The organism is Lujinxingia vulgaris (genome assembly GCF_007997015.1).
In the GTDB taxonomy this organism is placed as follows: domain Bacteria; phylum Myxococcota_A; class Bradymonadia; order Bradymonadales; family Bradymonadaceae; genus Lujinxingia; species Lujinxingia vulgaris.
This window is the reverse complement of record NZ_VOSM01000006.1, coordinates 175,995-197,641: the sequence shown is the minus strand read 5'-3', so window position 1 is coordinate 197,641 and position 21,647 is coordinate 175,995. Positions and strand designations below refer to the sequence as shown.

14 protein-coding genes and 1 pseudogene are annotated in these 21,647 nt (G+C 63.4%); 9 read left to right on the top strand and 6 right to left on the bottom strand.

Annotated features, from left to right (window positions below):
* The first annotated feature begins 51 nt into the window (after positions 1-51).
* Both FRC98_RS13595 and FRC98_RS13590 read left to right on the top strand, forming a co-directional pair.
* Complete coding sequence (locus FRC98_RS13595; protein ID WP_146981986.1) at positions 52-246, top strand: hypothetical protein; 195 nt, start codon at positions 52-54, stop codon at positions 244-246.
* A gap of 229 nt (positions 247-475) precedes the next feature.
* Positions 476-853: pseudogene (locus FRC98_RS13590) on the top strand (di-heme oxidoredictase family protein); the annotation flags it as partial.
* Between the two features lie 117 nt (positions 854-970).
* Here FRC98_RS13590 and FRC98_RS13585 read toward each other — a convergent pair.
* The 3 genes from FRC98_RS13585 to FRC98_RS13575 all read right to left on the bottom strand — a co-directional run bounded on the left by FRC98_RS13585 (position 971) and on the right by FRC98_RS13575 (position 2,221).
* Positions 971-1,312: a hypothetical protein gene (locus tag FRC98_RS13585; RefSeq protein WP_146981984.1), complete on the bottom strand. Its 342-nt coding sequence runs from the start codon at positions 1,310-1,312 to the stop codon at positions 971-973.
* On the bottom strand, positions 1,309-1,611 hold the full coding sequence (locus FRC98_RS13580) for a hypothetical protein (protein WP_146981983.1): 303 nt from the start codon (positions 1,609-1,611) through the stop codon (positions 1,309-1,311). Before FRC98_RS13580 ends, FRC98_RS13585 begins: the two co-directional genes overlap by 4 nt.
* 88 nt (positions 1,612-1,699) lie before the next feature.
* Positions 1,700-2,221 carry a hypothetical protein gene (locus tag FRC98_RS13575; RefSeq protein ID WP_146981982.1) on the bottom strand — a complete coding sequence of 174 codons (522 nt, stop codon included), beginning with the start codon at positions 2,219-2,221 and terminating at the stop codon, positions 1,700-1,702.
* Between the two features lie 224 nt (positions 2,222-2,445).
* On the opposite strand from FRC98_RS13575, the gene FRC98_RS13570 reads away from it, so the two are divergent.
* The 5 genes from FRC98_RS13570 (at position 2,446) to FRC98_RS13550 (ending at position 10,374) form a co-directional block, all read left to right on the top strand.
* On the top strand, positions 2,446-2,631 hold the full coding sequence (locus tag FRC98_RS13570) for a di-heme oxidoredictase family protein (protein ID WP_230467598.1): 186 nt from the start codon (positions 2,446-2,448) through the stop codon (positions 2,629-2,631).
* A gap of 434 nt (positions 2,632-3,065) precedes the next feature.
* Positions 3,066-3,776 carry a TetR/AcrR family transcriptional regulator gene (locus FRC98_RS13565; protein WP_146981980.1) on the top strand — a complete coding sequence of 237 codons (711 nt, stop codon included), beginning with the start codon at positions 3,066-3,068 and terminating at the stop codon, positions 3,774-3,776.
* The gene (locus FRC98_RS13560) at positions 3,773-4,873 is read left to right on the top strand and encodes an efflux RND transporter periplasmic adaptor subunit (RefSeq protein WP_146981979.1); all 1,101 of its coding nucleotides are present in this window, start codon (positions 3,773-3,775) and stop codon (positions 4,871-4,873) included. The genes FRC98_RS13565 and FRC98_RS13560 overlap by 4 nt, the downstream gene beginning before the upstream one ends.
* The gene (locus FRC98_RS13555) at positions 4,870-9,447 is read left to right on the top strand and encodes an efflux RND transporter permease subunit (protein WP_146981978.1); all 4,578 of its coding nucleotides are present in this window, start codon (positions 4,870-4,872) and stop codon (positions 9,445-9,447) included. The genes FRC98_RS13560 and FRC98_RS13555 overlap by 4 nt, the downstream gene beginning before the upstream one ends.
* 561 nt (positions 9,448-10,008) lie before the next feature.
* Complete coding sequence (locus FRC98_RS13550; protein ID WP_146981977.1) at positions 10,009-10,374, top strand: DUF6184 family natural product biosynthesis lipoprotein; 366 nt, start codon at positions 10,009-10,011, stop codon at positions 10,372-10,374.
* A gap of 127 nt (positions 10,375-10,501) precedes the next feature.
* Here FRC98_RS13550 and FRC98_RS13545 read toward each other — a convergent pair whose 3' ends face one another.
* On the bottom strand, positions 10,502-11,752 hold the full coding sequence (locus FRC98_RS13545) for a serine hydrolase domain-containing protein (RefSeq protein ID WP_146981976.1): 1,251 nt from the start codon (positions 11,750-11,752) through the stop codon (positions 10,502-10,504).
* A 272-nt stretch (positions 11,753-12,024) separates the two neighbouring features.
* Here FRC98_RS13545 and FRC98_RS13540 point away from each other — a divergent pair, with 272 nt between their 5' ends.
* Complete coding sequence (locus FRC98_RS13540) at positions 12,025-15,594, top strand: serine/threonine-protein kinase (RefSeq protein ID WP_146981975.1); 3,570 nt, start codon at positions 12,025-12,027, stop codon at positions 15,592-15,594.
* 132 nt (positions 15,595-15,726) lie between these two features.
* On the opposite strand, the gene FRC98_RS13535 is transcribed toward FRC98_RS13540, so the two are convergent.
* Both FRC98_RS13535 and FRC98_RS13530 read right to left on the bottom strand, forming a co-directional pair.
* Positions 15,727-17,205 (bottom strand): right-handed parallel beta-helix repeat-containing protein, encoded by a 1,479-nt coding sequence (locus tag FRC98_RS13535; RefSeq protein WP_146981974.1) that lies wholly within the window; start codon positions 17,203-17,205, stop codon positions 15,727-15,729.
* A 589-nt stretch (positions 17,206-17,794) separates the two neighbouring features.
* A complete protein-coding gene (locus tag FRC98_RS13530) occupies positions 17,795-19,324 on the bottom strand; it encodes a DUF362 domain-containing protein (protein ID WP_146981973.1) in 1,530 nt (509 codons plus the stop codon).
* A gap of 633 nt (positions 19,325-19,957) precedes the next feature.
* Here FRC98_RS13530 and FRC98_RS13525 point away from each other — a divergent pair.
* Positions 19,958-21,583 carry a PfaD family polyunsaturated fatty acid/polyketide biosynthesis protein gene (locus FRC98_RS13525; RefSeq protein ID WP_146981972.1) on the top strand — a complete coding sequence of 542 codons (1,626 nt, stop codon included), beginning with the start codon at positions 19,958-19,960 and terminating at the stop codon, positions 21,581-21,583.
* Positions 21,584-21,647 lie beyond the last annotated feature (64 nt).

Genomic DNA, 21,647 nt, shown 5'->3' with positions numbered 1-21,647 from the left:
AGTTGTCTGGATAACTCACGCTCTTCGAGCGCAGGTGTCCCCAGCCCAAGGATGAAGACCATGCTGCCGGATTACATCATCTACGATCAGCTCAAAAAAGAACGGGCTCGTCAGCAAGAGCAAGCTGAGCAGCGCCCCCAGCTTGAGATCCCCCGGCCCCTTCCCTACTGGCCGGAGCAGGAGCGCGAGAGCCCCAAACCCTCCGAAGATCGCGCCGAGCGCGGCGTCGAGATCATTCAGATGTGAGGTGTGCGCCCCCTCGGGCCGCCTCACCCCTCGATGCCCCTCTGGACGGCTGGTCTTTGGAGCGCATCACACGCATGAGAACGCCCGGGAGCTGACGCTCCCGGGCGTTTCTTTTGGCCATCTCGCCAGGATGGTTCGCCACGTTTTGAACACCCTCTGGCTCGACCCAGGGTCATCTCACATACCTCGCCACGCATGACCCCGGGTCACCCCGCACAGACAGGGCGCGCGCCACTTTGACGCCATCGGCTGCGCCGACTGCCACACCCCGCGCCAGCACACCTCCCCGGACGCCGCCGAGCTTCTGGCCAATCAGACCTTCTTCCCCTTCACCGATCTTCTCTTACACGACATGGGGCCGGAGCTCTCCGATGCAGTGGGCGAAGGAGGTGCAACGCCCTCGGAGTGGCGCACGCCACCCCTGTGGGGCCTGGGCCTTATCCTGCAACGCTCCGATGACGCGCGGCTCCTGCACGATGGTCGCGCCTCCACCTTTCATGAGGCCATCCTCTGGCACGGCGGCGAAGCCCTCGACGCTCGCCGGCGCTACGAGGCGCTCTCACCAGCCGAGCAAGAAGCGTTGGTTCACTTTCTGGGGCGGCTTTAAATGGTGACCCACGGTCATGTTTCTACCCCGCAGCAGGTGACCGTGGGTCACAGATCCCACCGACCAAAAACAGAACCTTCCGGCCTTTGAGCCAAAAATTTCACCGAGTTCTTTGTTTTAGCGAACCAGAAGATCTTCCGATTCAACTTCTTGATAACCAAGTACCTGATACGTCTCGAGCACCTCCTCACCATCTACCCAATAGGAGAGCTGCGCTGCAGCAATACTGGGGCCACCGTAGTTCATACTACCCATTGTGAGTTTCATATCGCTGGAGCCATAAGGATGAATGCCAACATCTCCGCCTTCGATTACGCCAAAAATGGACACCCCTCCTTCCCATGGAACATGGATACCACTCACAACTCGTCCACAGCCGTTATCCGTAAGACAGCTCGTGAGTCCTAATGATGAAATGATTATCAGTGCACCAATCATTACCTCTTGGAATATCTTCATCGAAATTCTCCTCCAACTGTAACTTCAGGAACAAACTCGATCAGTCCCTCTTCTCCAACCTCAAGGTCCTTCACGTGAAGAAAGGTTCTGGAGCTCGAACTCGCTGCGACTCGCAACTCAACCTCCTCATAAGGCGTCATGTCCTCAACGGGCTCCCCAGCCACGCTAACCTCTAAAAGCTCCATATCTGTAACCAGGAGCGGACATTGGGAGTGGTAGTCCGGGCTTCCCGCCCCGGTGCCAAAGGCGACCACCAGAGCGACGAGCGTTAACGCAACAACAAGCGGTACTTTTGTCATGATATGCTCCAGTATTAGGTGAGGTCATACATGCTCGCTACTAACGAGCATGTTACACATGGATCACAAAAGCTCCCCTTCCAAGTTGTCAGGGTTCAGATGGCGAGATGTGCTCGGCAACCAAAGTACGTAACGATCCCTCGACCGCTGCGTCAAGCGCCCGGTTATGAAGATCGGGATCGTTTAATGAAGGTGCTTTGCCGTCGATGGAGTAAGCCTGATTAAACTCAAAGGCATCCAACCACACAGCCAATGCATAGCTATATGCGGCGCGCCCGGCAATCAAAGGATCAATCTCAGCAGGCTTCCATCCTTTAACAAAGTCCAGATCTTGCCAGCCACTGGCCCCGCCCGCTTCGATAGGAAGATAGCGATGCACATGAGCTTCCACCAGATTCACCATATGGGTCAAATAGCGCGCGTCAGATATGTCGGTGACTTCATGAGCAATGTACTTGCGAGCGACCGTCATATGACTATGAAAAAGATCGCTTCTATTTACTTGTAACGCCGTCTCAATAAGCTGAAGTCCCATAAGAACATTGGAAGAGACGTAAGACCCCAGCGAATCGATCATCGTTGATACAGGCAAAGGAAGCCAGTCTGGCACCACCCCTCGAAAAATCTCGTTAATCCGAACATCGAAGGTAGCGATGATCGTCTCAAGGTCTCGAAATGAACCTGCGCATGTTGCACATCACAAACAATTTTATTAAGCAAAATTCAACTACCAATTACCTCTCCCGAGTGTCAAATCTGATTCATAACCTTTCTCAGCTACGGACACCTAGCCCGTAGAATGTGGCCTCGCCCTCAAAGTAATGTATTTTATTTTTGTGGGGGCTCGGCCTTGTCCTGCAACGCTCCGATGACGCGCGGCTCCTGCACGATGGTCGCGCCTCCACCTTTCATGAGGCCATCCTCTGGCACGGCGGCGAAGCCCTCGACGCTCGCCGGCGCTACGAGGCGCTCTCTGAAAACGAGCAAGACGCGTTGATTCACTTTCTAAAACTGCTCTGAGTCCTGACCCACATCCCACCGACCAGGGACGGATCCTTCCGCCCTGACGGACAAAATTTTCACCCGAGAGGCGGATCCCTCCGGCATAAGGCGCAAATTTTTCACCGGGGAGGCGGAACCTTCCGCCCTGGCAGGCAAATCTTTGCCCGGAGAGCCGGAATCCTCCGCCCGGCCAGACAAACGCTTGTGACGACCGAGGATTGAACCCAGGCCATTTTTCTTTCAGCGATGTGAACCCCCGTCAGCCCCTGCGGCATCCTGACGCAGTGCATCATTCGAAGATGCAACACGCTAAAATTGCATCGTATCTTTCCGTTGACACCAGAATTTGCGGCCCTATCATCCCTCCTGCCTAACGCTCGTTAACCTAACGAACGTTAAACAACCTCGCTGATGCTCTTCGCTCGCCCCCCCTTTCCGTAGCGGCCTACCCTATGAGTACCCCGACCCCCTCCCCTCCACAGCCTCCGCCCCCGTTGATCGCGTCGCTCGTTGAGAGCGGCCTCAACGAGAATGCTGCGCGCATTCTCATCGCCGCCGCTCGCCTCTTTGGCCAAAAAGGCTACTCCGCCACCAGCGTGCGCGAGATCGTGCAGGAGGCCGATGTCACAAACCCCATGCTCTATTACTACTTCGAGAGCAAAGAGGGGGTGTTTCATCGGCTGCTCGATTTTGTCGTCGAAGCGCTGCATCAAGCCATCGAAGACGCCATCGCTCAACATGAGCATGTGCGCGATCGCCTCGACGCCATCGCCCACACCTTCTTCGACGGGGTGAAAATCGCCCCGGAGCTTGTGCGTTTTGTGTACGCGGTGCTTTTCGGGCCGGTACAGAGTCGACCGGGGGCCGACATCGTCGCCATGCAGCAAAAATCCCACGGGTTACTCCATAAGGTCTTCGAGGCCGGCGTGGCGCGCGGGGAGCTTTTGCCACACCCGGGGCAAAGCACGCACTTTTGGGGGGGTCAATTTATGGCGCTGATCAACAACCAGATGATGATCGCCTTTGGCATCCTGGAGTTTTCCTGTGATTGCTCAGAGCCCGAGCAACTCCTTAACGAATACATCGGATCAGGTGCGCGCGAGCGCCTGTTGAACTTCTTTTTTAATGGCGCGGGAACGCTCGCCACCCAGGAGACACCATGACCTCGAAAGCCACACTTTCCCCTCTTCGCCGCGCACTTGGTGTGCTGGCGTTAGCTCTTTTGATGGGCGCGTGCAACTCCGAGGCCGCCAGCAAGCCGGAGCAGGCCCGCGTAGAGCTCCCGCCCACGCCGGTCAACGCGGTCACGCTCCAGGCGGCCGAGTTCACCGACACCTTCGACGTGCTCGGGACCGCCGAGCCGGTCGACGCGGTGCGCCTGATGGCGGAGGTCCCCGGCCGCATCCTCAACGCCTATGTGGAAGAGGGCGAAGAAGTGAAGCGCGGGCAGAACATCTTCCGCATTGATGTGGAGCTGGACGCGGCGCGCATCGATCTTCTGCAGACCCAGGTCGACGCCGCCGAGCGCGAACTTCGCCGCCTGCAGCGCCTGCGCTCCGAGGGGCTGGCCACGCCGCAACAGATCGATCAGGCGACCACCAGCCTGGAGAGCGCCCGTCAGAACCTGCGCCAGGCGCGCATCGGCGTGTCCAAAAACCGCGTCACAAGCCCGCTGGCCGGCTACCTGGTCAACCGCACCGCCGAGCCCGGCGAATTCGCCAACCCGGGCGTGGCCCTGGCCGAGGTCATTGTTTACGACACCATCGTGGTGCACGCCCAGGTCCCCGAGTCGGAGCTTCGCCACTTAAGCGACAGCGAGACCATCGAGGTGCACTTCCCCGCCCTGCAGAAGTCCTTTGAGGGCACCATCCACCGCGTGGGCCTGCGCCCCCTGGGCGCCACCAGCACCTACCCGGTGGAGATCCGCATCGACAACGAAGATCTGCAGATCCGCCCCGGGATGCGCGCCGACCTGCGCTTTGAGCGCGAGCACTACGAACAGGTCATCATGGTCCCTCGCGAGGCGGTGCTCGAAGGCTACAACGCCCGCGAGACAATGGTCGTCAATGAAGACGGCACCGCCGAGCTTCGCCAGGTCAAAGTGGGTCCGGGCAACGCCACCCACATCATGATCACCGAAGGCTTGAGCGCCGGCGATCGCCTGATTGTGCGCGGCCACCGCGCGCTGGTCTCCGGCACCCGGGTCGACGTCGTTGATGATCCCCACGCCTCGGCCGCTGCCGCCAAGGAGACGCTGTGAGACTGACGCGCTTTTCCATCGATCATGCCGTCGCCGTTTATGTGCTGATCGCCTGCATCATCATCGGCGGCCTGCTCAGCTACCGCAGCCTCCCGCGCGAGGCCGCTCCCGACATCGCCATTCCCATCGTCATGGTTTCGACCCCCTACTTCGGGGTCTCGCCGGCCGACATTGAGACGCTGGTCACCCAGCCGATGGAGCGGCAGTTCAAAAACCTGCGCGATCTCAAGGAGATGACCTCCACCAGCGCCGAGAGCGCCTCGTTGATCGTGCTGGAGTTCGATCCGGAGGTCGACATCGACGAAGTTCTCCAGCGCATCCGCGTGGAGGTCGACAAAGCCAAGCCCGATCTTCCCCCGGACGCCGAAGACACCGAGGTCATGGAGATCAACTCCAGCGACTGGCCGATCCTTGTGGCCAACGTCGCCGGCGATCTCGACCCGGTGCGCCTCAAAGCGCTGGCCGAAGACATGCAGGAAGATCTCGAGGCGCTGCCCGGCGTGCTGCGCGTCAGCCTGGCCGGCGGCGTTGAGCGTGAGATCCACGTGCTGCTTAACCCCGAGCGCATGCGCCAGCTGGGCGTCTCGGCCAACGACGTCAGCACCGCCCTGCAGACCGAGAACATCAACCTGCCCGGCGGCTCCATCGACATCGGCTCGATGAAGTACACCGTGCGCGTCGCCGGTGAGTTCGACGAGCTCGAGTCGATGCGCCACATCGTCGTCAAGTCGCCCGGCGGAAATCCCATCTACCTGCGCGATGTCGCCGAGATCGAAGACGGTTTTGAAGATCCCACGACCTTCAGCCGCCTGACCACCTGGAAAGAGAACGCCGCTGGCGAGCGCGTCCCGGTGACCAAGACCAACGTCAGCCTGGCCATCGTCAAGCGCAGCGGTGAGAACATCGTGGCGATTGCCGAGGCCGCCAAAGAGGTCATCGACCGCTACGATCAGCAGGCTGGCGAGTCCGTGCAGATCACCATCGTCAACGACATGTCCAAGAGCATCGCCTCGACCGTGCGTGAGCTGGAGAACAACATCATCAGCGGCATGCTCCTGGTGCTCCTGGTGCTCTTCTTCTTTATGGGCGGCGCCCGCAACGCGCTCTTCGTGGCGGTGAGTGTGCCGATGAGCATGCTCATCACCTTCCTGGTGCTCTCGATGCTGGGCATCACGCTCAACATGGTCGTGCTCTTCAGCCTGCTGCTGGCGCTGGGGATGCTCGTCGATAACGCGATCGTGATCGTCGAAAACATCTACCGCCACGCCTCCACCGGCAAAGATCGCGTCACCGCCGCCTACGATGGCACAAAAGAGGTGGGCTGGGCGGTCATCGCCTCCACCGCCACCACGGTTGCGGCCTTCTTCCCGATGCTCTTCTGGCCCGGGGTGATGGGCGAGTTCATGGGATTCTTGCCTCTGACGGTCATCATCACGCTCTTGAGCTCGCTTTTTGTGGCGCTGGTCATCAACCCCACGCTCTGCGCCACCTTGCTCAAGGTTCAGGACGGCGTGAGTTTCGATGAAGACTCGGTGCCCGACCTCTTTATCTACCGTGCCTACCGCAACACGCTGGAGTTCTCACTCAACCACCGCATCATCGTGACCTTCATCGCGGTCGGCGTATTTGTGGGCACCTTCGTGATCTTCGGCGCGACCTCGCGCGGGGTGGAGTTCTTCCCCAAGACCACCCCGGAGCAGTTCAGCGTGCAGGTCACGCTGCCTGACGGCACCAACATCGAGGAGACCCGCAGCACGCTCGAAGGCCTGCAGGGCCCTCTTTCCACCGCCCCCGATCTTGTGACGGCCTGGATCACCGACACCGGCACCCAGGGTGGCGGTCAGGCCGGCGGCGGCGGTGAGGCGCCACACTACGGTCAGATCACCGTGGAGCTTAAGTCGATCGAAGATCAGCCCAGCGATCCCAACGACTTTATCGAGAAGCTGCGCCAGACCTTCTCGAAGGTCCCCGGCGCCGAGATCATCATGGCGACCCAGAGCATGGGCCCGCCCACCGGCGACCCGGTCTCCATTGAGATCGCCGGCGATGATCTTCCCACCCTGGCGCGCATCTCCCAGCAGGTCATGCAAGAGGTGCGCACCATCGAAGGGGTTATCGACCTGACCGACAACCTGGAGCTGACGCGTCCCGAGATTCATGTCGAGATCGATCGGGCGCGCGCCGCGGTCCTCGGCCTGAGCACGCAGTCGGTGGCGCAGACGGTGCGCACGGCCATCAACGGCAGCGAGGCCGGCGTCTTCCGCGAGGCCGATGAGGAGTACGACATCCTGGTGCGTCTTCCCGAAGATCGCCGCAAGGCCATCGCCGACATCAGCCAGCTGACCGTCGTCAACAAAGACGGCGTGCACGTCCCGCTGGTGGAAGTCGCCGAAGTTGTGGTGCGAGGCGGTAGCGGCTCGATCCGCCGCAAAGATCAGGAGCGCGTGGTCACCGTCAGCGGCAACGTCGCCGACGGTTACCTGGCCGCTGATGCCCTGGCGGAAGCTCAGAAGCGTCTGACCGACCTGCAGCTCCCGGCCGGCTACGAGATTCGCTACACCGGCGAGAGCCAGGATCAGGAAGAAGCCGCGGCCTTTCTGGGTAACGCCCTGCTCGCCGCGGTCTTCTTGATCCTTTTGATTCTGGTGACCCAGTTCAACTCGATCGCCCAGCCCTTCATCATCATGTTCACCGTCTTCTTGAGCCTCATCGGCGTGTTGTGGAGCCTGATCATCACGCAGGCCCCCTTCGGCATCATCATGACCGGTATTGGCATCATCAGCCTGGCCGGGGTTGTGGTGAACAACGCCATCGTGCTCATCGACTACATCAACCAGCTGCGCGCCCGCGGCTGGGATCGCCGCGATGCGCTGATTCAAGCCGGGCTTGTGCGCTTCCGCCCGGTGATGCTCACCGCCGTCACGACCATTCTGGGTCTTCTGCCCATCGTGCTCGGCGTGAGCATCGACTTTATCGATCAGTCGGTGACCTTCGGCGGGGCGTCGGTGGAGATGTGGGGCCCGATGGGCGTCGCGGTCACCGGCGGTCTGCTGGTAGCGACGGTGCTCACGCTTGTGGTGGTGCCGGTGCTCTACTCGATGTTCGACAGCCTCTCCGACCTCTCGCAGCGTTTGCTCAAGCGCGTGGCGGCCGCCGGACTGGTGCTCTCGCTGGTGATGCTGGTGCTGCCGGCGGTCACCTCCGCCCAGGAAGCGCCGGCCAGCGATGAGGCGCAGACGCAGGCCGAAGGTGAGGAGCTCTTCCCCGAAGTCGACGATCCCGGCCAGATTGAACGCCGCGAGCTCAACGACGCCGAGATCGAGAGCGAGGTTACCATCGAGGTCGCCCGTACGCTGACGCTCAATGAGGCGCGCCAGCTTGTGCGCGAGCAGTCCTTCGATGTGCGCCTGGCTCAGAACCAGGTCGACTCGGCCAACACCGTGATTCGTCAGGCCTACAGCGCGCTCTTCCCCCGCTTTACGGCCAGCGGCAACTACACCGTCAACGAAGAGGAGGTCGTGCTGGACTTCGGCGACAGCCTCCCACCGGGCATCGAGGTGCCCCCCTCGGTGGTGCAGCCCAAGACGGACTACCGCTGGAATGTGGCCGCGTCGATGCGCGTGAACTTCCGCTCCTGGCCCTTGATTCGCCAGGCCTACGCCCAGCGCGATCTGGCGCAGGCCCAGGTCGAGATGACCCGCGAGGCGCTCGATCAGGCCGCCGTCTCGACCTACTTCAACCTGGTGATGGTGCGGCGCATGATCGATATCAGCGTGCAGCAGGCCCTCTCCGCCCAGACCGTGCTCGGGTTTACCGAGGCGCAGGTCGCCGCGGGCACCGCCACCGAGTTTGAGCTCACCCGCGCACAACTTCGCGCGGTGCAAACACAGAAAGAAGTCGACCGCGCGCGTCAGCAGTACATCCAGGTGCGCAAAGCCTTTGCCGAACTTCTGCAAACCGACGACGACTTCGACGTCGAGGTCCCTGCGCGTCCCGAGGAGGTGCAGGGTGACAATCTGATGGAGCGCGCTGAAGAGAACCGCGCCGCCTTTGAGGTCAACCGCCTGGCCATGGAGGTCGCCGATCTGGGCATCGAAGATATCTACTACCAGTATCTGCCCTCGCTCTCGGCGACGTTTAGCTACGGCGGCGGCAAGTCCACCGCGCTTGCTCCCGGCGACCCGCGCTGGATTCTGACCCTGGGCGCGGAGTGGACGCTGTGGGACGGGGGGCTGCGCGAAGCGCAGCTCAAGCAGGCCCAGGCCCAGCGCGTCGCCGCTGAGCTTCGTCAGGAGCAGACCCGTCACCAGATCGCCTCGGAGATCGACCAGGCCCGTGCCGATGTCGAAGCCGCGCGCATTCAGCTCGACAGTGGCGTCACCGAGCTGGAGCTCGCCCAACGCGGTGTGGAGCAGGCCGAGACGGCCTTCCGCTACGGCGTGGCCACCCAGCTCGATGTGATCAACGCGCAAGACCAGCTGCGCCTGGCTCAGCTCGCCCGGGTGCAGGATGAACTGCAGCTGGAGATGGCCGTCTACAACCTTCAGACCCTGGTCGAGGGCCTCGACCCCTGATCTTCTGGCCCGCGCGGCACACAGCGCGCGGGCCAAATTTCCCCCGAAAGGGGGAGCAATCTTTGATTTTTATCCTACATGTGATTACAGTGTGGGAGAGCAACCGCCTCTTTCAGCGTCGGACCCTTTGAAGATGGAATGCCTCCGGGCGGCCATCGCGTTATCCCGGCGCCTTTCGGCGGCGATCGCGAACCAATCTTAGCAAGGCGTTACTTGAACCTTAGAGCAGGTGGTTACACAAACAGATGTTGATGAAGCCGGGGTTGGGGAAGAGTCGTTATCAGCTCACCCCAAGAACTTCTCGCCACGAAGCGACAGCCTGTCGCACCGGCGAGGCCCGTCCCCTTATCAAGCCCGACAACTTCGTGTTGTGGGCCTTCTCGCCATAGATTGTAGATGTACGATTCCTTCCACCTTCGCCAGACTTTGTGCGATCTGGGGTCTTACCACTACTTCTCCGCTCCAAGGCGATATCTTCTCCAACTCCGGCTTCATCAGCAGGTTCTCAGCAAGTACGCCCCTCAGTTCGTTGGTAGTTAGCTTTCATGTATGGAGGATGACATGCGCATCACTGCAGTTCTGAAATCGTCTCTTATGCTCGCTCTGGCCCTCCCCCTCTTCGGATGCGGAGAGCCCACGCGTGAGGACTACCGCGACGAGGCCGCCGAGACCTACTGCGACCGAGTAGATGAGTGCGGCAACATCGGAGATGGCGGCGAATACGAATCGGTCTCGGATTGCATCATCGATCAGAAAGATCGATTCAATGAAGTCTGGCCGGCCAGCGAATGCGACAATGGTCGCATCAACGAGACGCAATTCGATCGCTGCCTCGATCGCATCAACGTCGCCGCATGTGATGGAAGCTGGCTGGACACCTTCTCGGCTATCAATGAATGCCGCGCCGGCAACGTCTGCACCAACTGAGCCACACGTCGCGCGGGGCTTCGGTGTTAACTTTCGAGCCCGCGCGTGAACGAAAAAGCCCGCGCCACCTTAAGAGGTGGGGCGGGCTTTTTTTGTGCACAGGGCCTGTGCGAAAGCTGTGGAAAACTCAGCCCTCAATCACCCCGGGACTATCATAGAGCGCCCGGCAGAGCGCCAGCGCGCGCGGCGATCGAATGCGCCAGTCCATGAAGTTCATCGCGTAGCCGATGGCGATCTCTTCGACCGGGTCCGCCCAGCCCAGCGCGCCGCCCATGCCCGGGTGCCCGAAGGACTCGGGGTTTGGTGAGAAGAGGTGGCGCTCCTCTTTGCAGAACCCGTGCGACCAGCCGATGGGCTTTTGCAGCACAAGGTCGTTCTGCGACCAGCCCTGGCGCGCGTAGACTGACTTGAGCGCGGTGGCCTTGAGGTAGCGCTGACCCTCAAACTTTCCTTTGGAGGCGAAAGGCAGATAGGCGCGGGCCACGCCGTGGGCGCTGCCGGTGGCCGAGGCCCAGCCCAGCACGGCGCGGCGCGCCGGCGGCTGATTGTAGACGGTCACATCATCGCCGGGGACCTGCGGGTTCAAAAACGCGCGGCGCATCGGTGAGCCGCGGCGCACAAACTGGCCGAGCACGCGGGCCTCGGTCGATTGAGGCTGGGTCAGGGCGTTGGTGAGCATCTTCGCCACCCGCGCCGGCTTCGCCGGCGGATAGAGGGTCGCGATGTCCTTATCAAACTGCGCCGGCGTGCCCAGGTACACATCGGAGCCCAGGGGCTCAAAGAGCTCGCGACGCAAGAACTCCCCGAGATCGGCGCCGGGGCAGATGCGCTCAAAAAGCTCGCGGGCGTACATCCCAAAGGTGATCGCGTGGTAGCCCTGGTCTGAACCTGCCTCCCACAAAGGTTTTTGCGACTCCAGAGCCTCCAGGAGCACGGCGGCGCGCGCCGGGTTGGTGACATCGTCCATCGTCAGCGAAGTGTCCAGGCCCGCCAGACCACCGCGGTGGCCGAGCAGGGTGGCGACCGTCATGCCCTCTTTGCCGTTGCGGGCAAAACCGGGCCAGTAGGTCTCGACCGGTGCGTCCCAGTCGAGCTTGCCGCGACTCGCCAGAAGATGCAGCGCCATGGCCACAAATCCTTTGGTCACCGAGAAGAGCACCACGCGGGTATCTTCGCGCCAGGGGGCTTTCGACGCCACATCGGCCATTCCACCCCAGAGATCGACCACACACTCCCCTCGCCGATATACCGTAAACCCGGCCCCCACCTCCTCGCCGCGCTCCAGCTGACGCGCAAAAACCCGCGCGACGGGTTCGTAACCATCCGCATAACTACCCCGTGCAGGGTAAGGAGCGTTGTTGGGGAGCTTGTCGTACATGTCTTACCTGGGATGCGAGAGACGTCAGCCGGGTGATAGCGTGCGGCGACAGCCTAACCCCGGCGACTTCTGTAGAAAAGTCGCATGCGGTGGTTGCGCCACACGCAGCGGTAGGTAGCCTGAAGACGACCTCTCTTCGCAGCACTCGTTGGCGACGCGATAACCTCTGACCGGCACCTCTATGACCGGGGGTCAGCCGGGCGCGGAGTGACCGGAGGTCAGCGAAGTGCGCAAGCGACAGTGACGTCTCAGCGGTGCGGCCGGAGCGAGTTTTGAGCCGACGATCCTTTTTTGAACAGTTTGAGCTTATCGACCCCATCGGCCGCGGCGCGATGGGCGCGATCTGGCGTGCCCGCCATCGTGGGGAGGGCGAGGAGGTTGCGGTCAAGGTGCTTGGCTCGAGCTACTCGGCGCGCGACACCATTCAGGCGGCCTTCGGCGATGAGGTGCGCGCGGTGGCCTCCCTGCGTCACCCGGGCATCATTGACGTCTACGATTACGGCGAACTTCTGGCCGACGATCCGCTGCCCAACCACCCCGATCTTCGTGTGGGCAGCCCCTACCTGGTGATGGAGCTTGCCGACGGGGGCAGCCTCGAAGAGCGGGCTGAGGCGATGAGCTGGTCGCAGATCCGCGCGCTCTTGCTGGGGCTGCTCGACGCGCTGGCCCACGCGCACGCTCGCGATCTGGTGCATCGCGACATCAAGCCGGCCAACATCCTGCGCTTTGGCCGGGGTGAACACACCCGCTTTAAGCTCGCTGATTTTGGCATCGCCCACGCCATCGCCTCCCCGGCCGAATCCAGCGGAGAGCATAACGCCTCGGGCACACCCCTCTACATGGCGCCGGAGCAGTTCACCGATCAGCGCCGGGAGTTCGGTCCCTGGACCGACCTCTACGCGCTGGGCTGTGTGGCGTTTGAGCTCTTGAGCGGCCGGCCTCCTTATGACGCGCGCTCGTTTGTCGGGCTTTACGATCAGCATAGCAACGCGCCCATCCCCCACCCCGACGTACCCGAGGGTGCCGTCCCCGAGGGGTTGCAGGGGTGGCTGATGCGTTTGCTGGCCAAAGATCCGCGCGCGCGTTTTGCGTGCGCGGCCGACGCCGCCTGGGCGCTGCTGACACTGCCGGCGGCGCGCTTTCCCGATCGCGTTTTGTGGGATTCTCCCACCAGCCCCACCCTGCCCGGGCGGCTGCCCACGACACCCCTGACCCTGGCCACGCTCAGCGAGGTTGCCGCCGCGACGCGCGCCCCACAGTCGCCCTCACTCCTCCCCCCCTCCCAACGACCGGGGGTTGAGGATCAGCCCCATTCTACGCGCCCCTCCGGGGGTAACCCCACCGCCGCGTACCCCGCAGCAAGCGACGCCCCGCCCCTTCCCGCCACCTGGCGGGCGGCACACACTCCGGCGGCAAAGCCCCGCTGGCTGGGTGGGGTCGGGGTGGGACTCTTCGGCCTGCGCCCCACCCCGATGGTCGGTCGTAAAGCCGAGCGCGACCAGCTCTGGGAGGCGCTGCGCAGCGCCGCCGCACACAAGCGCTGCGGACTAGTCATCGTGCGCGGCGCCGCCGGCACCGGCACCTCCAGGCTTGCCAGCTGGCTGGCCACCCGCGCCCGCGAGCTCGGCGTTGCCACCGCGATGCAGGCGACGCTCAAGGCCGACGCCACCGCTACCTCCGCGCTGGTCGAGATGGTCCGCCACCACCTGCGCGTCGTTGGGCTCAGCGGCGAGGAGCTCATCGAGCGCCTGGGGCGCGCGCTGCCCCCGCAGCTCGACTCGCCGACCCTGACCCGGCTGGCCGAGCTCCTCGAAGATCGCAGCGCGCTTCCCCTGGACGCACAGCTCTCCACCATCGCGCGGGTGATCCGCGCCCGGGCCACGACGCGCCCGCTCGTGCTGGTCCTCGACGATGTGCAGTGGGGCGCGGGCGCGCTGCGCCTCTGCGCGCAGCTGCTTCGCTCCGAAGACCAGTTCCCCATACTCATCGTCGCCACCCTTGGCGACGAAGCCCTGGCCGAGCGCGACGAGGAGCAAGCTCTCATCGCCGATCTTCTCACCACCTCCGACGACGCGCGCGTCAGCGACATCCACCTGCGCGCGCTCCCGCCCGAAGATCACCACCAGCTCGTCGCCAACCTCCTGGGCCTGCACCATGACCTGGGCCGCCGCATCGCCGAGCGCAGCAATGGCAACCCCCTCTTTGCCATTGAGCTTGTCGGCGACTGGATCCAGCGCGGCATTCTTCAACCCGGCCCCCGCGGCTTTGAGATCCCCGATCTGGCGCTGGCCGAAGAGAGCCTGCCTGACGATCTTTTGAGCATGGGGTCTGAGCGCCTGCGCACCCTGATGCAAACCTCGACGCTGGGCCCGTATCGCCAGGCTGTGGAGGTCGCGGCGACCCTGGGTCAGCTCGTCTCGGTGCCGCTGTGGCGCCAGGTCTGTGCCCGCGCCGGTGTGGAGGCCCCGCCCTGGCTTATGGCCGAGCTGATGCGCCTGCGCCTTGTAGAAGGCACCCGCGAGAGTGTCGCGTTTGTGCAGGGCATGGTGCGCGAAGCCCTTTTGGAAGATGCACGTAAGAGCGGGCGCCTTGCCGATTTTCACCGCGCGGCGGCCGAGGAACTGATGCGTGAGGGCATGCCCGCCGCGCTCGCCAGCCGCGAGCAGCTCGCCAGACACCTGGCCGGCGCCGGCGCGCATCGCGACGCGCTCCCGCATCTTCTCGAGCTGGGCGATCGCTACCTGGTCCAGGGCGACACCAGCGCCGCCCGGCGTCTCAGCGCACATGCCCTGGCGAGCCTCCACCACGCCGCGCTGCCCCGGCAGAGCGCCTCTGGTGTGCACCTCGATCTTCTGGAAGCCCGCATCCACATTGAACGTCTGGAGTCAGTGCGCGCCGCCGAGCAGGCCGCCCGCGCCCTGGAAAACGCCACCGCGCTGAACCTCCCGGCAGCCTGCGCCCGCGCCAACGAGCTGCTGGCCCGCTGTAACCGCTCCTTCAACATCTACGACCGGGCGGTGCACTTCTTCGATCAGGCGCTGGCGCTCTACCTCCAGGTGGGCGACGCCACCTCCCGGGCCAGCGCCCAGGAGGGGAAGGCCTGGACGCTGGTGCTCCTGGGCCAGATCCCCGCGGCTGAAGCCACCTACCTCGACGCTATCGCCACCCTTGAGGAGACTTTCCCGGTGCCCGTGCGCGCGCTGGCCGACGCCTACAATGGCCTGGCCGAGATTCGCCGCCGCCAGCGGCGCTTTGACGACGCCGACCTCCTCCTCGCGCAGCAGGAAGACCTGGCCCGGCGCTTCGGGCACGCCTCGGCGCTCTGCGACGCCTTTAATACCCGCGCCGAGATCGCCCGGGAGCAGGGCGACTACGCCCGCGCGCGCGAGCTCTACGAGACGGCCTTTCGTTATCTGGCCGAGACCGGCGCGCGCATCGGCGACATCGCGCACCTGAACCTCGCGCTCGTCGATCTTTTCGGCGGCGAGTTGGAGGGGGCACTTGCAGCCTTCGAGGCGCTTGTGGCGAGGATGCCCGAGGATCACTCCTTTGCGTACCGCGCCTATATCTACGCCGCGCTCACCGCCGCTTACGCCGAGCTTCAACGCTGGGAGGACGCGCGCACGCAGCTGCACAACTTCATCCGCGACCAGAACGCCACGAAAATTTTCGATCTGGACATCGCAATGTGTTTGAGCCGCGGGGCCGACCACGCGCTCCGACACGGACAGAGCGCGCTGGCCGAGCCCCTGCTACGCCAGGCCATCCATCAATGGGAGCGCATCGACCGCGGCGCCCGCGCCGCCGAAGAGCGCGCGCGACTCTCAGCGCTCACGCTCTGATAAGCCTCACACCTCCCCCTTCTGCGATGACCGTGGGTTGCATCTTAGCCAGTATGTATGCGGGTGTGACGTGACCCACGGTCATTCGCATACCCCCTCGCAACGCCGCAAAAGGTCAACGTCCCGGCACGCTCAACGCTCGTCCGCCCCGATGTCGGGAGCGGCCCCCTTCTCGTGCGGCTCCCCGTCGATATCCAGGCCGGCGTCTTCCACGACGTCCCCCTGATCGATGGCCGCTGTGGCCGACGCCCCCAGATGAAAATCCAGTCCGAACGCATCTTCAAACAGCGCTGCCCCCACCCCCTCAAGGTTGGTTTCAACCTCCCCCGCAGCCTCATTCCGGCGCGTGATACGACCGACGAGGTTGTTGCGGATTTCGGCCGATGTATTGGGGAAGCGGTAGTCGATGGAGCTAAAGCGGTTGGCCGCGTCCGCGTCATAGATGGTGTTATGAAGAACGCGCACGCCGTGGGCCTGCGCAAGCTCGATGCCGGTGTCGTAATAGTCGATGTCGGCCACGATGATGTTGTTGCGAATCATCCCGTCGATATGCCCCATATACCCCTCCACCTCGGGGTGAGGGTCGTCGGCGTAATTGCGATCGCCGCCGCTCTGCGAAAGCCCGAACCCCACGCCGCGGGCGCAATTTTCAATCAAGTTGCGCTCCACCACGGTGTCGCGCGAGGCCGACCAGAAGTGCACGGCGTGCTCCGCCAGCCCTTCGCCGGCGCAGTAGATGTCTTTGAAGTGGTTATCGCGCACCACCCAGCCACGCGCGGCGTGACCGTCGACGCCGCCGGTGTAGCAGCCGGTGCCGCTGCGATCGACGCGCGGGCGCCCGGCGTCGGTGAGCTCAAAACGCGAGCAGGCCACAAGCCCATCGTCCACAAAGGCGCTGCGCGCGCCGTTGGGGTTGATCTTGATAAACTGCTGCGCACCATCGACGATATGCACCCCGTAAATACGCGTCCCTAAAAGGTTTTCCGACGCATCACCGGTGGGCGTCACGTGGATGGGGTGGTGCAGCGCGCGACGCAGAGTGAGGTGCGCGAGGGTCGCGTTGCTGGCGTTGATAAAGACCAGCGAGTTGACGTTGTAGCCGCCGTCGATCACCACGCTCTCGGCGTCGTCACCGGCCGAGCGCAGGGTGACGCCTTCGGCGCGAATATGCAGCGTCTCGGTGAGTTCGTAGGTGCCGGCGGCCAGCACGAAGGTCGTGTTGGCCTGAGCCTGGCGCACAAGCTGCGGGAGCTGCCCGGCCATCGACGCGTCGACTTCCACGATCGTGCCGCCGCTCTCAGGCAGCGGCGCACAATCCACCGCGCCCGGCGTCTCGGGATCTTCCGGATCTTCCGGATCTTCCGGATCGTCCGGATCGTCAGCGTCGGCATCGACCTCGTCGCCGGCGTCATCGACCGAGGTGTCGGTATCCGGGTCATCGGGGCTCCCATCGTGGGAGGCATCCTCCCCAGGGGCATCCGGAGCGCCGGCGTCTTCGCCCCCATCGAGGGCGCGACGCGCATCCGGGTCGCCGCTCCCGCAGGCCACACCTGCCCCGGCCAGCAACATCACGATCAAGGTTCTCCGAAAGAGCGCGCTCCACTTCACCATCACAACTCCCCATCTTTGAGTGTTCGTCATTCCCCCGCTGGCGCGGGCGTCGGCATCGCTTCGATGCGATCGAGGATGCGCAAAGTGGCGAGCTTTCGCCAGCGTCTCGCTGTATCGATTCGCAACGTCGCGACGTTTTTTCAATGTATTTGCCGACCCCGTGCTCAGGCGACCGGGGGTTGAACTTTGCCCTGCATCTGTGCGGGGAATCGATGACCCTGGGTCATCCACATTTGCCAATTTTCGATGACCCTGGGTCGTTTCATTTCGACCATTTTCGATGACCCTGGGTCGTTCCATTTCGACCATTTTCGACGACCCTGGGTCGTTCCAGTTCGACCAACCTCGATGACCCTGGGTCGTTCAACTTCACCCGAATTATGCCTCATACCTCCCCCACCCCAAACGACCCTGGGTCACACCTCCCCCTTTATTCATACGCCTTTCCGGCGACCCACGGTCATCGACCTACCCCATAGCAACGCTGCGCAGCAGGCATAACGCGCCCCTCCCCCGCCGGCGAACGATCGCCGACTCGCGGCCCCCTCCCTGCTCGAAAAAACCTGATCAAAAAACTCTGGTTGAAAACTTACGAGGCGCTCTCGCTCTCCACCCCGGCGGGCGGGAGGTTCTGGGCCGGGCGAGCATCGCCGCGCACCGAAGGACCGCTGCGCTGGTAGGGCGTTCCCAAAATGCGGCTCAGCGCGGTGCGGGTGCGCGTGGAGAGGTAGCAGCTCACAAAATCCACCGACGTGCGCGGATCGAGGTAGGGGTTCTGGGTCTTGCCCAGCTTCACCAGCATCAAGACCTGCTCCGCCACGCTGACCGGACAGCCCGCGATGCGCATCACGTCCGTCTTGCGCGCGCCCAGAAACTTCTGCTCCACCTTGAGCATCTTTTTAAAAATGTCGTCGACCTTGTAGGTCTCCGGGTTGAGCTCGGAGCGATCGCGATAGAGGCTGTCGATCTGCACCTGCTGCCCGCCAATCTCCCCCTGGTAGGTCGCGCAGTCCCCCATAAACACGACCTTTTCGCCAGGCTTAGCGTCGATCGTCCCCTCGTAGGCCCCGAACACAATATGCATCGGAGGCATCTTCTCGTCGGTGGAGGCGTCGTAGACGCGCAAGATCTCGATAGCCTCCTCCAGCGCGCCGGGGCAGCCGCCCCAGCAGTAGTCGTCGGTCTGGCTGGGGGGGCGGCCCGAATACGCGCGGATGTTGGTGCCCTTAAAATACTCTTCGACGCGGATCAGCCCGACCTCAAAGTTTGCCGCGCGCTCCTTCGCCTCGTCGAGCGAGACATCGCCCAGGATGCGGATCTGCGAGAGATCCACCGGCCCAAAGCCGCGCTCGTGCGCCAGGCGAATATGATCGACCGTCATCGGGTCGACGCCGATGATGTGGCAGCAGACCGCGTCAAACGCCACCTGGTTGTTGCCCATCAACATCATGTCCAGCCGATAAGGCAGCGGCGTGAGCATTCTTCCTTCGCCAGCGATAATCGCGTCGGTGGCGATGAACTGCGGCTGGGTGATGTATTGCAGATCGGCGACCTTGTAGTTGAGCGCATGATCGTGATCGATGAGGCGATGGCGATCATCCTGAATGCCGATGTAATTCTTCATGCTGAAGGTGACCGTCGTCCACGGGTGCGCCTTGAACTTGGGGCAGTTCACAAAAAAGTCGGCCTTCGCCACCGGCTCCGGCGTATAAAAGGACTCGCGCAACCGGCCCTGGTGGTAGAGGGGAATCTCCACCTGCGTCGACTCTTCAAAATGGTAGAGCTTCACGTCGCCCACGCGGCGAGCCATCTCGTAGTAGCCGGCGTTTTTGAAGGTGTAGCGCGTGGGCACGGTGATGCCGCTGCGCTCCCCGACGGCCAGCTCCTCCATATTCGAGCCGCGCTTTTTCAGCGCGCGCAGGATGCCCTCCACAAACTCCGCGCGGGTGTACGCGTGCGGGAACATCTCGCCAGACGCCACCACGTTGGGCTTGACCAGGGTGCGACCGTGGGGCTGCAAACCCATCGTGTCGAGCCCCTCCACCGCCAGGCGCTCAATACGCTCGGGCTCGTAGTCGGGGCAATGCCTCAAGATCACGGTGGGAAGGTGGGTGGTCATCGTTTCTCTCCAGCAGAGTCGGGGGCAAAGGCGCGGGCGCACGCTGTGGATAGTGTAAACGGTCGGACGCTCCGGTCCAATCCCGCCACCTTCCTGGCCGCGTTTCCGCCGGGGTGCATACCCCCTGTCACATGCTTGCGACGGGGTAGACGGACGACCGTGGGTCGCCCCATACCCGTATAAACGCTGGAGAAGGTACAACCCTGGGTCATGTCCAGGAGGGTAGGTATGTGGCGGGTTGATGACCGTGGGTCATCTCCAATCGTGACCCTGGGTCATCTCCAATCGTGACCCTGGGTCGTCTCCAAACGTGACCCGGGGTCGTCTTTCACCCGCATAAACGCTGGGTCAAACTTGACCCAGGGTCACTTCCAAACGTGACCCGGGGTCGTCTTTCACCCGCATAAACAAAGAACTTCACCCAACCCACGGTCATCTTAAAACGCAAAAACGAGGCCCCCACCGGGCCCGCACCACCTCCTCTCAGATCGAGCGAATTCGCAGCGACAGCCCCCTCTGTACCTTCCCCAACTCCCGTTGTATGCTCCCGCCAAATTGGCCCATCGCCGCCTTGCACGTGTTAAAATGAGGGCGGTGCGATCACTGAATCATGTCGTTTGCAGGACCTACTTTATGGTGATGGATATCACCTCCAGCCGCGCCCCGGAGCAGGCCGCCGAGGCGGATGCGCCGCAGGCGCCGGCCTTTGCTCCGGCGCAGCTTCGCGAGGCGGCCCACCGGGTGCGCGAGACCGCTTATATTCTGCGCGAGCCCTCCGGGGGGCGCGTCGGCGTGAGCTTCGATGCGCGTCACCTCGACCCCCGCGCCGGTTTTGAGCACCTGGCGACCCTGCCGCCGATGTACCCGGAGTGGCTGAGCGATCGCGCCTTTTGCGAGACCCACGGCCTGCGCTTCCCTTATGTGGGCGGGGCGATGGCCAACGGCATCACCAGCCCTGAGATGGTGATTCGCCTGGCGCAGGCCGGTATGCTGGGCTTTCTGGGCACCGCCGGCCTCCCGCTGGAGCGTATGGTCGATTATATCGATCGCACAGCGGAAGCGCTCAACCCCCGGAAGTTGCCCTTCGGCGCCAACCTCATCCACTCCCCCCAGGAGCCCGGCCTGGAGATGGCCACCGTCGAGCTCTTCTTGAGCCGCGGGGTGCGCCGGGTCTCCGCCTCGGCCTTTATGCGCCTCACCCCCGCGGTGGTGCGGTATGCGGTGAGCGGTCTTTTTCGCGACGCCCACGGTCAGGTGCAGCGCTCAAACTTCCTTTTTGCCAAGATCTCGCGGCCGGAAGTCGCCGAGCCTTTTCTGAAGCCCGCCCCGCAGAAGCTCCTCGATCAGCTGGTGGCCGAGCAGAAGATCACCGCCGACGAAGCCGCGCTGGCCCTCGAAGTTCCCGTGGCAAGCGATATTACGGTGGAGTCAGACTCCGGCGGCCACACCGACCGCCGCCCGCTGGGGCCGCTCTTCTCGGTGATCGCGCGGCTGCGCGACGAACTTCAGCGCGAATACGGCTTTGCCACACCGGTGCGCCTGGGCGCCGCCGGCGGGCTGGGCACGCCACAGGCGGTGGCCGCGGCCTTTGGGCTGGGCGCGGCCTTTGTGCTCACCGGCTCCATCAACCAGGCCAGCGTCGAGGCAAATCAGTCGCCGGGGGTCAAAGAGATGCTGGCCCAGGCCCGTTTTGCCGATGTGACGATGTGCCCGGCCGGCGACATGTTTGAGATGGGCGTCGAAGTTCAGGTGTTGAAGCGTGGCAACTTCTTCGCGGCCCGCGCCAAACGTCTTTTTGAAGTGTACTCGACCTACCCCTCCATCGAGGCGATCGAGCCGGAAGTTCGCGAGAAACTTGAGCGCGAGATCTTCCAGCAGACGATGGAAGATGTCTGGCAGAAGACGCGCGACTTCTTTCAAACCCGCGATCCGCAAGAGATTGCGCGTGCCGAGCGCGACCCGCGCCACCGCCTGGCGCTGGTCTGCCGCTGGTACCTGGGGCTCTCCAGCCGCTGGGCGATCGAGGGCGTCGACGGGCGCCAGCTCGACTACCAGGTCTGGATGGGACCGGCCCAGGGCGCCTTCAATGACTGGGCGCGCGGCAGCTTTCTGGAGCCCCTGGAGGCACGCCACGTCGACCAGATGGCGCTCAACCTGATGGAGGGCGCCGCCCGCATCACGCGCGCCTCCCAGCTGCGCGCCTTCGGCGCGGCTATCCCTCCGGATGCCTTTGATCATCGGCCCCTCCCCCTGGCTTGACCAGGCTCGCAGGGCGTCCACACTCCCGACGCTCGGACCCTCTTGTTGTGAACTCGAGTCTCGC

Coding starts and splice junctions, on each gene's coding strand:
- FRC98_RS13525 (WP_146981972.1), top strand. CDS start 19,958: ATGGTGATGGATATCACCTCCAGCCGCGCCCCGGAGCAGGCCGCCGAG.
- FRC98_RS13585 (WP_146981984.1), bottom strand. CDS start 1,312: ATGAAGATATTCCAAGAGGTAATGATTGGTGCACTGATAATCATTTCA.
- FRC98_RS13545 (WP_146981976.1), bottom strand. CDS start 11,752: ATGTACGACAAGCTCCCCAACAACGCTCCTTACCCTGCACGGGGTAGT.
- FRC98_RS13535 (WP_146981974.1), bottom strand. CDS start 17,205: ATGGTGAAGTGGAGCGCGCTCTTTCGGAGAACCTTGATCGTGATGTTG.
- FRC98_RS13580 (WP_146981983.1), bottom strand. CDS start 1,611: ATGACAAAAGTACCGCTTGTTGTTGCGTTAACGCTCGTCGCTCTGGTG.
- FRC98_RS13550 (WP_146981977.1), top strand. CDS start 10,009: ATGCGCATCACTGCAGTTCTGAAATCGTCTCTTATGCTCGCTCTGGCC.
- FRC98_RS13530 (WP_146981973.1), bottom strand. CDS start 19,324: ATGACCACCCACCTTCCCACCGTGATCTTGAGGCATTGCCCCGACTAC.
- FRC98_RS13565 (WP_146981980.1), top strand. CDS start 3,066: ATGAGTACCCCGACCCCCTCCCCTCCACAGCCTCCGCCCCCGTTGATC.
- FRC98_RS13560 (WP_146981979.1), top strand. CDS start 3,773: ATGACCTCGAAAGCCACACTTTCCCCTCTTCGCCGCGCACTTGGTGTG.
- FRC98_RS13595 (WP_146981986.1), top strand. CDS start 52: ATGAAGACCATGCTGCCGGATTACATCATCTACGATCAGCTCAAAAAA.